Source organism: Pseudomonadota bacterium (genome assembly GCA_039028935.1).
Taxonomy (GTDB): domain Bacteria; phylum Pseudomonadota; class Gammaproteobacteria; order Steroidobacterales; family SZUA-146; genus SZUA-146.
In genome coordinates, this window is the sequence record JBCCHD010000019.1 from 1 (window position 1) to 13,292 (window position 13,292).

A 13,292-nucleotide genomic window follows, 5' to 3' on the forward strand; every position below is an offset into this window, starting at 1 on the left:
CCTCTGGACGCGGCAACCTTTGCGGGTGCGGCCTATAGAAACGCCGCGCGATCATGCAAACAGGACAAACGGCGGCCGATAGCCCGGCCGCCGTGCCTTTTTACCTAGCGCCCCATTGGCGGGTTCGAATCAGTCGGGCAATATCACCGAATCGATCACGTGAATCACCCCATTACTGGCAGGGATATCCGTTTTGATCACGTTCGCATCGTCCACTTTGACGCCACCGTCTTGTACAGCAATTTGGACTGTAGCGCCGTTGACCGTCGCAGCCGAATCAAGCTTAACAACATCCTTGGCCATCACGTTGCCCGGCACCACATGATAGGTCAGCACCGCAATGAGCTTATCTTTATTCTCGGGCTTGAGCAGAGACTCGACGGTACCCTCTGGTAACTTGGCAAATGCCTCGTCGGTTGGGGCAAACACGGTGAAAGGACCGTCACCCTTAAGCGTGTCAACCAGCCCAGCCGCTGTAAGTGCCGCGGCGAGCGTATCAAATGAGCCAGCACCCACAGCGACATCGATAATGTCCTTTTGCATGACACGATTCGACTTACCATTCTGCTTGCCATGCCCGTCGGCATAAGCGGGTGTAGCGGTGACTGCCATCATCGCGACCAACAACAACGAAAAAGGCTTACGAAAAAAATGTAGTAGTTTCATAACTCACTCCGATTAGGTTACGAACGCGAGAATGAAGGCCTAACTGTGACGCAATGGTGACCAAATCGTGATCGCGAAGTGAAACACTGATTGCTCGCACGACATCGACGATCAGACGAAATGAATCGTGCGTGAGAACGCAGTGAAGTCCTCGTGAGTTCTGTTCGAGTCAAGGCGCTCCAAGAGTGACTTATCGCGTGCGCTCGACGGCTCATCGAGAGGTCGCCGCAATGCGACTTGACCTTGCTAACGCCACCCTCATAATGAGGTTTTCCAAATTTTCGCAAAGGAATTTCGCTGTGTTCCGAATCGCCGCACTAGTGTTAATGGCCAGCCTCCCTGCCGCAGCGGACGCTGAGCTGCCTTTTCATGTCGAAACCATCACAACCTTCAACGAACCGTGGGCTATGACTTTCATGCCGGATGGTCGCATGCTCGTGACCGAAAAACGCGGCCGTTTGTATGTCACCACACAAGACGGCGAAAAATCGCGTCCGGTAGAGAATATCCCTGACGTCGACTACCGCGGACAAGGCGGACTCGGCGATGTGGTACTCCACCCCGACTTTGCCAAAAATAAATGGGTCTATGTGAGCTACGCCGAGTCTGGTCGAGGGAATACGCGGGGGGCTGCGGTTGCACGCGGGCGCCTTGAATTTGACCGTCGCAACAACCCGCACCTTCGCGATGTGCAAGTGATCTGGCGTCAAAATCCGAAAGTTACCGACGACGGGCACTACGGTCACCGTATGGCATTTGATCAAGACGGCTATTTGTTCATCGCGTCAGGCGAACGGCAAAAGTTTGATCCCGCCCAACACATGACCGGCAACCTAGGCAAAATTGTGCGGCTGTTTGATGACGGCCGCGTTCCAGATGACAACCCATTTGCCGAGCGTGGCGACGTCACCGCAGAAATTTGGTCTTTGGGCCATCGCAATCCGCTCGGTCTGGCGTTTGACGACGAGGGCCAACTTTGGAATTCGGAGATGGGTCCGCGCGACGGTGACGAATTGAACAGAGTGTTGCCGGGTAAAAACTACGGCTATCCACTCGTGTCAAATGGCGAGCATTACAATGGCGACCCCATTCCGAATCACGACACACGCCCCGATCTCGAAGCACCGGCCGTCTACTGGGTACCCACCATCGCGCCCGCCGGTTTGATCTTTTACTCGGGCGAGATGTTCGAAGAGTGGCAAGGTTCCGCCTTTATTCCCGGGCTGCGTTCGCGCGCCCTCATCCGCGTGACGTTTGACGATGGTGCGAAAGAGGAAGAGCGATTTGCGATGGACAAGCGCATTCGTGAAATCGAACAGGGCCCAAACGGCGAACTGTGGGTGCTAGAAGACCTCGACGGTGCGCGCCTTCTCAAGCTCACGCGAAAATAGCGCCTTAACTCGTTTCTCGGTGAGAGCAGCGCAACAATTGAGCGCGTCGCTCGTCGCTGAGCAGTCCGGCTGTTCCAGCACCATCGGCACGCCAAACAGGATTCGACACTATGTTTAGATTTGTCAGTACATTCCTCCTACTATCGCTGATTGGCTGCGTGGCCTCACCGGCATCATCACCACAGGCGGCCCCACCAGAGGCTGTCGGTCACAGCGGCTTTTTCGATTTTGTGTGGGATGAACACACCGGACGCATCCTGCTTCATATCGACGAACTCGAGTCCCCGTTCATCTATCAAACATCCTTAGCGCGCGGAATCGGCTCGAACGACATTGGCGCCGATCGCGGTCGACTCGGCGATACCAAACTCGTGTCGTTTTATCGCGCTGGCAACAAAATTTTGCTGATCGAGGAAAACCTGGGCTACCGTGCCAATTCGTCTAATCGCGACGAACAAAGCGCTGTGAGGCAGTCGTTTGCAAGCTCCGTGATTTGGGGCTTCACTATTGAAGACTCAGACGACTCGCGCATCACCGTTGACGCCACACCGTTTCTATTGCGTGATGCGATGTCGTTGAGCGCGTGGCTTGGTAGCATGGAGCTTGGCCAATATAAGGTGGACGCGAGTCGCTCTGCGATCTACATGCCGCGTACACGCGCCTTTCCGGATAACACCGAGTTTGAGGCCATCCTAACTCTCACGGGTGAACCGAAAGGCACTCTTTTGGCTAGCGTTGTGCCCGACCCACGCGCCGTAACAGTTCACACCCATCATTCCTTTATCCGGTTGCCTCCGCCCGGCTATGCACCGTTACCGTATGATCCACGCGCCGGCTACCTCAATCCGTCGTATGGCGGGCGCTTCGCGGATTATGCAGTGCCCATCAACGAACGCATCCAAAGTGCCTTCACACGCCGTCACCGACTCGAGAAGAAACAGCCGGAAGCGGACTGGAGCGAGCCAGTCGAGCCGATCGTGTACTACCTGGATCGGGGCGCACCCGAGCCCGTGCGCAGCGCACTGCTTGATGGCGCCCGTTGGTGGAACGAAGCCTTTGAAACCGCTGGCTATCGCAACGCGTTTAAAGTGGAGATGCTGCCGGCGGATGCCGACCCAATGGACGTGCGGTATAACGTTATCCAATGGGTGCACCGATCTACGCGTGGCTGGTCATACGGTGCGTCCGTCATCGATCCCAGGACCGGTGAGATTCTAAAAGGGCACGTCTCACTGGGCTCTTTGCGCGTGCGTCAGGATTTTCTACTCGCCGAGGGACTGCTTGCCCCGTACGCAGAGGAATCGAGTAGCCAGGCCATGGAGGACTTCTCGCTCGCGCGAATTCGGCAACTCTCCGCGCACGAGGTAGGCCATACAATCGGACTTGAACACAACTTCGCGGCCAGTGTTGATGACCGCGCCTCGGTAATGGACTATCCGTTTCCCCTTATCGAGCTCGATGACGACGGCGAAATTGATTTGAGCAACGCCTACGATGAAGGAATCGGTGAGTGGGACAAACGCGCCGTGCTGTGGGGATATCAAGACTTTCCGGATGGCATCGATGACGCCGCAGCGCGCGCGCAGATATTGCGCGATACCTTGCGCTCAGGATTGAAGTACGTTGCGGATCGCGATGGTCGTCATGTCGGCAGCGCCCATATCGACGCCAACCTGTGGGATAACGGTGCCGATCCGGTTGTTGAACTCAATCGCCTTATGACGATTCGTCGCATTGTCATTGACCGTTTTTCAGCCAGCAACATTGCGCCCGATCGGCCCATGGCAACGCTAGAGGAAGTGTTGGTGCCAATGTATCTCCTGCATCGGTTTCAGCTTCATGCCGCTGGCAAGGTATTGGGTGGTGGCTACTATCGTTATGATCTCAAAGGTGACGATCAGCCAGGATTTCGACCCGCATCACCGGGCGCGCAACGAGAAGCACTGGCCGCACTACTCAACACCCTAACCCCGAGCGAGCTCGTTTTGCCTGAATCACTGGTCACGCTCATTTCACCACGACCCCCGGGTTTTGAGCGCGACCGCGAGTCGTTTGATCGCAAGACCCGTCAGCTCTTTGACCAGTTCGCGCCAGCGGACGCCGCCATCGCCCTCACGCTAGAGGTGCTTCTTGAGCCCACACGCGGCGAGCGCCTACACGCGCAAGACGCCAGCGAGTTCGGCTTCGGCCTGCGCAATGTACTCGACGGGTTAATCGCATTTGGCGTCGAATCGACGCGTCTGCCGTCGCGCGAAGGCGAAGTGCAGCGACGTGCGCAGCGCGCCATCATCAATGCGCTGGCTCGGTTGCTCAACGGGGACACCGCAACACCTGGAGTAAAGGCAGCGGCCCAAGAGGCACTGGAACGCTGTCGCGACTATTTCAATGCCGCTCACTCGGATGATCGACTATGGCATGTACACAATCGATGGATGACGAACAGGATTGAGGCAGCGCTTGAAGGAGAATCGACAACAGCGCCCACCGTCACCCCACCGCCTGGCTCTCCGATCGGCGCAACCGTTGAACAGCGCTAGTTCAGCGCAGCGTGGGCCGCACTTGGCGCCACGATGCGCACCGGTTACGCCCTAGGGAGGAAAGCGCCAGTGAATGTACTGCACGGACAAGAACATCGAAATCAACGCGCTGGCGTACATAGCCGCAAGAATGCCGCCACTTAGTGCTACGGCGCGCCACCATCGCGCCAGCCCCCGCAATGATGCGAGGGGACCACGCCCGGCCATCATCGCATCGATCGGTGGCGGTATCAGCCACGAAACGATCACGTAAAACAGAGCGGACTCCGCTTGTGCGTTACCCAGAAACCAAAAGAACGGTAGCGTCAGTGCGGTGCTGGGTATCACCACTGCAAACACATACCGGATCCGCACGACGATGGGCACAGGCTCGCCCCAGGCGCGCCATAAACAACCCAGTAAGAATAGACACAGCGCCGACACGATTGGCAGAATCGAAAAATTGACGCGGGCGAAGAAACGACTTGCGTCGAGTGATGTCACGCCCTCGGACAACAGCGCGCCAGACCTCTCGATCTGACTGGCAAACAGCGCAATAAGCGCACTGTCATCCGCGGCCCAAAAGAACTGGAAGAAAAACAAGATCGCGACCAGCGTGAACCACACTCTAAACGAGGGCGTATAGCGGTTTTGCCAATCATCGTGCCAGGCGGCTCGACTGTAGGCCTTAGGCTGTGTAACCGACCACCAAAGGGTTTTGAGTGCACGCCAGTTCAATCCAACAAGATCGTCGACCAACGCGTCGTATGACACCGAGCGTGGCCGTGGCGGCTCGGGAGCGGTCACGAGCGCTCACTAACAAATACCCAGCGTCCTTTTTTTCGACGCGGGCTAATCATGCTCGGATAATGACAGTACGTAATCCAGCGCCCCGGTCACCGCCGCCACTTGAGCGTCAATGCAATTTTCATCATCAACCCGATCACTGTCCGGATACACTTCGGTCGTGGTGACGTAGCGCGCATCGGTAAAGCCCATACACAGTCCAAGTTGGGTCGCCGCATAGTGAATAACCCCATGTTGCTGTAAGGGCTCGCCAATAATGCAGTTGTTAGCATCCGGCGGTGCGATATGCGTCACCTGCTCAACCGATTGGATAACGGCTCGCTGAAATTCAGCCTGCGGGCGCTCAGTGCTACCGACCGTGTAAAAGCCATCGGGTATATCCCACACCAATTGATGACGCGCATCGCGCGCAGCAAGCGCCGGACGAAATTCCGAGTTGTCGGTGTCGGTTGTCTCATGCAAATCGATATGTACTCGCATCGACGCGCCGATTGATTTCACCCACCGCATAAGCAGAGCAGCTTCCTCGGCGGGACTGTCGTCATAAAACGAGCGATTGGGATCCATCGCATAGGGATTCCACCGATTAATGGTTTCGTAACCCCACGGACTAACACACGGTGCAACCATCAAATTGATTCGCTCGATGTAGTCGGCCCCACGTGTCAGTAAGAATCGCAGCGCGCCCTGTACGCCGCTGGTTTCGTAACCGTGAACGCCGCCAGTAATCAGTACCCAAGGGTTACTCGGTTGCATTGGTGATCGAACCCCGAACAATGGGTATCGCTCAGAATCGATGCTCAACGCGCCGTATTGAGAAACGGTGTACATCGAATCGAGCTGCGCCAAAGGCTGAAGCACCTCTTCGTCATAGGAGCGCTTAAGCGTTTGAACGGCTAGCCACTGACTCTTTTCCACTTCACCCCAGGCGACGCCGGGCTGTCCAATCGGATAGGGTGCGGTCATATTGTTCATCCTTTTCGACAGAGTAAGTCGCTGATACACCGATAACGCCTAATGCTGCGGTCTCGCGATTGCGAGGCGCGCCCCAATATAGACCATTATAACCCCAGCGTCGTAGTCGTGCGGCCACACGGTGCGTGCGGTTCACGCTCTGCCTGCGTCACCCATGTACGATTTCTCGTGACCTTTCAGCGCTTGAGGCCTGCGGTGGTCCCCTGAGCTGGAATTTCCCGTTGCCCCACCGGATACGGACACACCGATTCCCCGCCGAGCTGGGAATACGATGCCATCCTATGCGGGCCCAATCGTGTCGTTTTTCGACACGACCGACACGTTGTTGCTTAACGCGCCCGCCAATCGTTGGTATGCTTTTGGCCCTTTCGCTTCGTCCAGGCTGTTGTGACTACAGACCAGCAACTTCTCATTGAGCTCGCCGAGCAAGAACTCGATACGCGTGTGGCCCACGCCACCGCGATGCGCGCGCATGCGTCGGCTCGACGAATCTATCGACTGACGCTCGAAGGCGGTGCAACGGTCGTCGGTATCATCAATGAGGAGCTGGACGAGAACAGGGCATTCATCGGGTTTTCGAACGCGTTTCACTCCATCGGGCTCAGTGTGCCCGAAATATTGGCGGACAACGGCAGTACGGCGTATCTCGAATCCGATCTTGGGGATGAAACACTGATGGACCGGCTCGTCTCGACACGTCAAGAGCAAACCATCCCTGCAGAAACCGTCGCGCTTTACCGCAAGTCGATTGATGGCCTCATTCGCTTTCAGCTCGAGGGGCTCCAAACCATCGATACAGCGTTGTGTTACCAAGGTGCGCTGTTTAGCAAAGATGCCGTATCAAAAGACGTCGATTATTTCTGCACGGAATTTCTAACACGCATCGATCTTTGGTCGGATACCGATGATCTTAGCGGAGACATCGAAGAGCTCGAAGAATATTGTGATGCCTTCGAGCGGGGCTTTTTCATGTTCCGAGATTTCCAGTCGCGCAACATTATGATTTGCGATGATGAGCCCTTTTTCATTGATTACCAATCCGGTCGAGAAGGACCGCTCCAGTATGACCTGGCGTCTCTGCTTTTTCAGTCAAAAGCCAATTTACCGTTTGCACTGCGCGAAGAACTGGTGGACTACTACCTGGGCCGTCTGAAATTGCATAAGCCGGTTGACGAATCCCATTTTATGCGCAATTTCAGCGTGTTTGTGCTGGTCCGTGCCCTTCAAAATCTCGGTGCGTATGGAAAGCTCGGCCTGGGCCAGGGTAAACAGTATTTTCGCGACTCGATTCCGTATGCGTTGCGCAACTGTGCGTATATTCTCGACCATTGGCCCAAAGGGCTTGACTGTTTTCAACTGCGAGCCAAGATTCGGAGAGCCATCGACAGTGATCGTTAATATTTTCAGTTTCTCGATGAAATATCGAGACACGTTCCCGAAATACCTGGAGCGGCCCAATTTCATCTTCGATTGCCGAGGCATCACCAACCCAGGACGCATCGATAAACTCAAGCCACTCAATGGCAAGGATGCCGCGGTGATTGCTTTTTTAGAGAAGGAACCCGATGCGCGCGCCTTTTTTAACGGTGTTCAACGGACCGCGCTTGACACCATTCCAGCATTCGCCGCAAAACAGTATAGCGATGAACTCGCCATCGGATTTGGCTGTACGGGTGGCCAACACCGCTCGGTGTATTTTGCTGAGCAAGCCGCCGCGTTACTGACCGGCGCGCAAGACGATCCACCCACGCTTCGCGTTCGACTCGAGCATCTGGATATCGACGCCCACTACACGTTGGGCGAAAACAGCAAGTAAATCCACGCCGCCAAAAACACGAAGGGCAGCACTTGGGTGCTGAGCAGCCCGAAGTGGTAGATGAGTTTGGGTGGCTTGCGCCACAGAAATTCAAATTCGCGATGCTCTTGAACGAAATCTTCGAGGCGATCACGGTATACCGTTGCGGACGCCACCGCTGCGCTGACAGATAGGATGGTCAAAATGCAGACCATGATCGATAAATACGGTATGAGCGGGAACAGCAAACTGACTTTGACCGTGCGCTCCGTTGCCGTCGGATCCAGACCAACCGCCAGCGACGCGAAGAAAAAGGCCTGCGCACCGACGAACCAGCTCGTACGTTGCACGATTAAATTGGCCTCGTAGCTAATCTCTTCGCGTAGCCGGACAAATTGAAACTCGAGTCGGGACGGCGTCTCTTCCGACATCGTCTTACTCCTTTTGTTGCAGTAGTGTAGGGTCAACCTCGACCGTAAACCGATAGGACCGAATCCGTATAGCAAGTTCATTTTCCTGTCCACACGGTCTCTGCACTGTTACGGACAAAGTATAAACGCCCGGCCAGCCAGGCACCATGCCCAACAATCAACGCGCTCTGTCTCCGACCACCCAACCACACTGTGCGGTGAGTCGACTCACATCGCGTCACTCGGCGCGACTTTTTTCGGCCTGCCTTTTGGTTTTCTTCTTCGACGGCTTGGACGCCATTTTCCTCAATACCGTCACAATGCGCACTTCGCCCGTATCAAGCAGTGTGCCAAACTGTTGACGACAGACGGTCCACACTGCGCCGATTATGGCGCAGTAGGCCGTGAGCAGCAGCGCCGCCAACGTAACCTGATCGGCCGTTTCGGGCAACCATGCCGGCAAACGAATACCAAACGCACCCTCGAGCACGCCGGCTAGAATTCGCCCGACAATACTGATTTCAATAACAACCAACACAGTCACCCAGACCATAATCTTGAACACGAGCAGCTGAACCGCCAAGTCCATCAGTGCTTTTAGCCAATCGCGACTAAAACACAGCGCCGCTACCGCAATCGTCAGTGCAGCCACGACCCCCACTGAGTGAGCGAGCGCAACCAGGATGGTGGCGATGTTCGCAATTCGCGGTGCGTCCTCGATGAAGCTGAGCGAACCATCAAACAGCTGGCGACCAAACGCGATGAGCGCGATGACGATTGCTGCTGGAATAAGTGACGCCGCTAGCCATGGAAAGTCGTCGCGCGTCGCTTTTCCTGACACGAACAAATAGCGTCGAAACAACACGGCAAAGGCCATACCGATTATCATCGCCGACCAATTAACGTATTCATTGATGATGTAGGCATCCACCACAATGGCCGGAAACAATACCGTGACGATCTCGCCAATGATCAAGCCGCCGATGGTGAGGCCCACTATGCGGTGCCGCGGTGAGGACCCAAACACTGCATCCAGTCGATCATCGTCGCGGCGCTCATTGAAGGCCTGACGCAGAGCAGGCACCATATCGCTGAATCCGTCGCGGGCGATGCCTAAGAGATGTTTGAGATCATACACACTGGGGTCCATCGGTTTGGCGCAGAGCCTAACTGTAACGTAACCCATGCGTGTGGAGAAGCGGGTCGGCACTTGGACCCACTTGCCGTCTGCGATTACACTAGCGAAAATCAATTCTTACTGGAGTGCCATCATGCCCACGCTGTTTCGTCTGCTGATCCTGATCGCATCGCTGACCACGCTGTCGGCGTGCTCAACGTTTGAGTTAGAAGGCGCGGGCTCCTCGACGCCCGAGGCTCTCCACGGCAGCGAGACTTTTCACGGATCGTTGTATGGCTTTGCGTGGCGCCCCTTTGCAATCGAAAAATGTGAGGACAACACGCTGTTTCGCGTGGAGTATCACACCAACGCCGGCCTGCTGCTGGCATCGTTCGTGACCCTTGGCCTCTACGTCCCTCAAACGGTTGAATGGTGGTGTAATTCGCCCCAGGAGGACGAGGAGGACGAAGAGGAGTGGGACCCGATGGCGCGCACTGGACAGGAGTAGGAGCATGGCCAACACACGCAATATTATCGTCGGCTTGGACGGCACCTGGAATGAGCCAGAACGGCAACCCGATGGCTCGGTCACCGGCACCAATGTCGTCAAGTTCTTATCCGCTCTGATGAAACGCGGGCAGGTCCAGCACTACGAAAGTGGCGCCGGCACGCGCGCCTGGGAAGCACTTCCGGGTGGCATCTATGGCTATGGTCTCGACAAGCGCATTCTCGGCGCGTATCGGTTTTTGCGACGTTGTTATGCGGATGACTCGTTGACGCCCGAACAGTACAAGCTGTTTATTGTTGGCTTCAGTCGCGGTGCTTATGCCGCGCGACGCTTGAGCGGTTTACTGGCTCACAGCGGTCTACCTAAAAAAGCATCCGATGTCGACACGGGATGGGAAATGTACTTGAACCGGGACAAGAAAAGCGCGAATGCCATGAAGAAGGCTGGTCGCTTCTTCGACGTGCCAATCGAAATGGTCGGCGTTTGGGACACGGTCAAAGCGACGAATGATCCGAACTACAGCGACAAGCTGCTCAGCCCCAACGTGAGAGCGGGTTATCACGCGATGGCGGTTGATGAAGTGCGTCGCTTTTTCCCGGTGTTGCGATGGAACGGCGATGAACGCGTGCGTGAAATGTGGTTTTCAGGCTCACACTCCGATGTTGGTGGTGGCTGCGTCAAAATGGAACTATCGGATATCGCACTAAAGTGGATGATTGGCTGTGGCGCCCGGCATGGACTCAAATTCAAAAAAAGCTATATGGACAAACACGTCAATCCAAAAGTGCCAGGGCACGTACACGACTGCTTTACGGGCATGTGGAAAGCCTATGGGAAAAACAATCGACCGATTACCGATTCGTGCCCGGTGCACAAAACCGTCGCCACGCAAGTCAAAGCGAGTGACGACTACCAACCCGAGAACTTACCACCCCGCCCCAACTACGTAACAAAATAATAGACGTGTATCAGCGCGCCGGACTACCCGCGCGACGACACGCGCATTGTAATATCAGCGTGGAAAACTTCCTCGCCGTTGGTGTCGAACACACCAACCGGCATAACCACGTCTTGCGGCGATGCCCAATCGTAAGACGCCACTTCGCAGACCGCCGTCAAATCGGTCTTAGCCATTTTTTGGTATCGCACGGTCATACCCACGGGGATCCAGCGAAAATCGGCATGCAACGACACATCGAGACACACGCCACCGGCTAATTCCGCCGCGTTGCACATCGCAATCGCATGCACCGTTTTGAGATGATTTCGCACAGCACGACGATTGGCCACGGCCACCTCCACGCGACCGGGCCTCACCTCGACAAAGCGAGGTTTTATTGAGCCGAAATACGGGGCAGAAAAGCTTACGATGCGGCCAAACAGCCAGCGTCCAGGCGCTGAGCCGCCGAGCTTGTTCCACAGTGCAAGCATCGGGCTTTTCGATGGTATGTAGTTCATTGCTATGTATCCGAGTTTCAGAACAGAATCGAAACGGCGACTCACGCCAATGGGTGCGCAATCCACTCGAGGACTCTAATTAACATTATTGAGCCCTCACCGGCATCCCGGCGGAGCTCTCTTCAGATGCTTAACGTCAATTGCGTCGATAGACACGGGCGTAGTCAACGAGCATCCGTTGCGGGAAAATCGTGTTGTCGATAGGCCCACCTGCACGACCCCAATAGCCGCCCACTGCGATATTCATAATCAGATGAAATGGATGATCAAAGGGCCACTGCTGCCAATCTGTGTGGTTGTTTATATAGGTAAAATACAGCGAATCGTTAACAAACATATCAATGCGCTCGGGGGACCATTCGAGCGCATAAACGTGAAAGTGTTTGTCGACATCATCGAGCAGAATTCGTCCCTTGCGTTGTTCCCAATTGATCCAATAGTACGCTTTATTGTGCACGGTGCCGTGCACATGATTCATTTGATAGCCAACGTGTTCAAGAATGTCGATTTCACCCGAGTTCGGCCAGGCATCACAGTCCGGATTTCCCTGCCACTCAGCGTCACTTGCGCATCGGGTAGCGTACTTGAACGGGTCACTCGACAACATCCAAATAGCCGGCCACGTGCCCTGCCCCGATGGGAGTTTCGCCCGCACTTCAATTCGACCATACAGAAAGTCCGCTTTGCCCGACGAATGAATGCGTCCTGACGTGTACTCCGCGTTGTTGTACTGCTCGTGGTGCGCTTCGATAACAAGGTAACCATCTTCGACACGAAGGTTCTTATCGCGAGCGGTGTACGTTTGATTTTCGTCATTAACCCGACGTGCGTCCCAAACATTGGGGGTCCAGTTATTCGCATTCAGTTCGACGCCATCAAACTCATCCTGCCACACCAGCGTCCACTCGTCGGTGCGCGGTCGTTTGCGCTGCAGCGAGAGCGCATTAAGTAAGGGAACGCCTTCGGCCGCGACGAATTCGATCGTCAGCTCGTTGTCGGTAATCACAATGTCGGGTGTCACGATAGTCAGCGCCGAGAGCGTCTTGCCATCACGAAACGCCATTACGTCGAGATTGTCGATGACGATCTCGCCCTCTGCCAGCACGTCAAACACACGCTCGCCGCCATTCACGTCATGTGGCTCAGCAAAATAAAAAGTGACATCGTAAGTGTCGTTGCTGACAGGCAGTCGTACCGTGAAATCACCCTCGCGATAAGTACTAAAGAGCGTAAACTCCGGCGAACCTTTCACGGTGGCCATTTCGCCGACGGCACCGCCGGTCACATATTGCTCAGCGTCATACAGGGTGCCGTAGGTCGCTGCATACTGTTCGCCGCCCACATTGATTGCATAGCGATCGGCAAAAGGCGTGCAGCCGCTCGCGAGGCACAGGGCCAATATCGCACAACACGAAAGGACAGAGCCAACTCGAATCACCGCCAATCACTCCCTACAATCAACCAATAGTCGGCAAAAACTATTGCGCACTTGACGCCTAATTTCAATCATCCCATGCGCATCGCCACGCCAAACTCCAATACGCATGAAGCGCACTCTCTCGCTCACCCGGCAACTGGCCTCGACGCACTCGTCAACCGCTGGAAAAAGAAAACCCCACCGAAGTGGGGTTTTCCTTATTGGGATGAGC

At 55.4% G+C, this 13,292-nt stretch carries 13 protein-coding genes; 6 read left to right on the top strand and 7 right to left on the bottom strand.

Going from position 1 to position 13,292, the window contains the following annotated elements; translation table 11 throughout:
* Positions 1-129: 129 nt before the first annotated feature.
* Positions 130-666 (bottom strand): fasciclin domain-containing protein, encoded by a 537-nt coding sequence (locus tag AAF465_10350; GenBank protein MEM7083124.1) that lies wholly within the window; start codon positions 664-666, stop codon positions 130-132.
* A 326-nt stretch (positions 667-992) separates the two neighbouring features.
* Here AAF465_10350 and AAF465_10355 point away from each other — a divergent pair, with 326 nt between their 5' ends.
* The gene (locus tag AAF465_10355; protein ID MEM7083125.1) at positions 993-2,057 is read left to right on the top strand and encodes a PQQ-dependent sugar dehydrogenase; all 1,065 of its coding nucleotides are present in this window, start codon (positions 993-995) and stop codon (positions 2,055-2,057) included.
* Positions 2,058-2,167: 110 nt separating this feature from the next.
* Entirely contained in the window at positions 2,168-4,594 is a 2,427-nt protein-coding gene (locus AAF465_10360; GenBank protein MEM7083126.1) for a zinc-dependent metalloprotease, read from the top strand.
* Between the two features lie 51 nt (positions 4,595-4,645).
* On the opposite strand, the gene AAF465_10365 is transcribed toward AAF465_10360, so the two are convergent.
* Positions 4,646-5,380, bottom strand: coding sequence for a hypothetical protein (locus AAF465_10365; protein MEM7083127.1), 735 nt, complete (start codon positions 5,378-5,380; stop codon positions 4,646-4,648).
* 45 nt (positions 5,381-5,425) lie between these two features.
* Positions 5,426-6,346, bottom strand: coding sequence for a M14 family metallocarboxypeptidase (locus AAF465_10370; protein MEM7083128.1), 921 nt, complete (start codon positions 6,344-6,346; stop codon positions 5,426-5,428).
* Between the two features lie 396 nt (positions 6,347-6,742).
* Here AAF465_10370 and AAF465_10375 point away from each other — a divergent pair, with 396 nt between their 5' ends.
* On the top strand, positions 6,743-7,753 hold the full coding sequence (locus AAF465_10375) for a phosphotransferase (GenBank protein MEM7083129.1): 1,011 nt from the start codon (positions 6,743-6,745) through the stop codon (positions 7,751-7,753).
* Between the two features lie 16 nt (positions 7,754-7,769).
* The gene (locus AAF465_10380) at positions 7,770-8,171 is read left to right on the top strand and encodes an RNase adapter RapZ (protein ID MEM7083130.1); all 402 of its coding nucleotides are present in this window, start codon (positions 7,770-7,772) and stop codon (positions 8,169-8,171) included.
* Here AAF465_10380 and AAF465_10385 read toward each other — a convergent pair.
* Positions 8,144-8,581: a hypothetical protein gene (locus tag AAF465_10385; protein MEM7083131.1), complete on the bottom strand. Its 438-nt coding sequence runs from the start codon at positions 8,579-8,581 to the stop codon at positions 8,144-8,146. The genes AAF465_10380 and AAF465_10385 overlap by 28 nt on opposite strands.
* Positions 8,582-8,798: 217 nt before the next feature.
* Positions 8,799-9,698 (bottom strand): hypothetical protein, encoded by a 900-nt coding sequence (locus AAF465_10390; protein MEM7083132.1) that lies wholly within the window; start codon positions 9,696-9,698, stop codon positions 8,799-8,801.
* A 133-nt stretch (positions 9,699-9,831) separates the two neighbouring features.
* On the opposite strand from AAF465_10390, the gene AAF465_10395 reads away from it, so the two are divergent.
* Both AAF465_10395 and AAF465_10400 read left to right on the top strand, forming a co-directional pair.
* The gene (locus tag AAF465_10395; protein ID MEM7083133.1) at positions 9,832-10,185 is read left to right on the top strand and encodes a hypothetical protein; all 354 of its coding nucleotides are present in this window, start codon (positions 9,832-9,834) and stop codon (positions 10,183-10,185) included.
* Positions 10,186-10,189: 4 nt separating this feature from the next.
* On the top strand, positions 10,190-11,143 hold the full coding sequence (locus AAF465_10400; protein MEM7083134.1) for a DUF2235 domain-containing protein: 954 nt from the start codon (positions 10,190-10,192) through the stop codon (positions 11,141-11,143).
* Between the two features lie 23 nt (positions 11,144-11,166).
* Here AAF465_10400 and AAF465_10405 read toward each other — a convergent pair whose 3' ends face one another.
* Together AAF465_10405 and AAF465_10410 are read right to left on the bottom strand one after the other, a co-directional pair.
* Complete coding sequence (locus AAF465_10405) at positions 11,167-11,643, bottom strand: hotdog fold domain-containing protein (protein ID MEM7083135.1); 477 nt, start codon at positions 11,641-11,643, stop codon at positions 11,167-11,169.
* A 136-nt stretch (positions 11,644-11,779) separates the two neighbouring features.
* Positions 11,780-13,081 (bottom strand): family 16 glycosylhydrolase, encoded by a 1,302-nt coding sequence (locus AAF465_10410; protein MEM7083136.1) that lies wholly within the window; start codon positions 13,079-13,081, stop codon positions 11,780-11,782.
* Positions 13,082-13,292 lie beyond the last annotated feature (211 nt).

Coding starts and splice junctions, on each gene's coding strand:
- AAF465_10380 (MEM7083130.1), top strand. CDS start 7,770: ATGAAATATCGAGACACGTTCCCGAAATACCTGGAGCGGCCCAATTTC.
- AAF465_10385 (MEM7083131.1), bottom strand. CDS start 8,581: ATGTCGGAAGAGACGCCGTCCCGACTCGAGTTTCAATTTGTCCGGCTA.
- AAF465_10405 (MEM7083135.1), bottom strand. CDS start 11,643: ATGAACTACATACCATCGAAAAGCCCGATGCTTGCACTGTGGAACAAG.
- AAF465_10360 (MEM7083126.1), top strand. CDS start 2,168: ATGTTTAGATTTGTCAGTACATTCCTCCTACTATCGCTGATTGGCTGC.
- AAF465_10355 (MEM7083125.1), top strand. CDS start 993: ATGGCCAGCCTCCCTGCCGCAGCGGACGCTGAGCTGCCTTTTCATGTC.
- AAF465_10395 (MEM7083133.1), top strand. CDS start 9,832: ATGCCCACGCTGTTTCGTCTGCTGATCCTGATCGCATCGCTGACCACG.
- AAF465_10370 (MEM7083128.1), bottom strand. CDS start 6,346: ATGACCGCACCCTATCCGATTGGACAGCCCGGCGTCGCCTGGGGTGAA.
- AAF465_10400 (MEM7083134.1), top strand. CDS start 10,190: ATGGCCAACACACGCAATATTATCGTCGGCTTGGACGGCACCTGGAAT.
- AAF465_10350 (MEM7083124.1), bottom strand. CDS start 666: ATGAAACTACTACATTTTTTTCGTAAGCCTTTTTCGTTGTTGTTGGTC.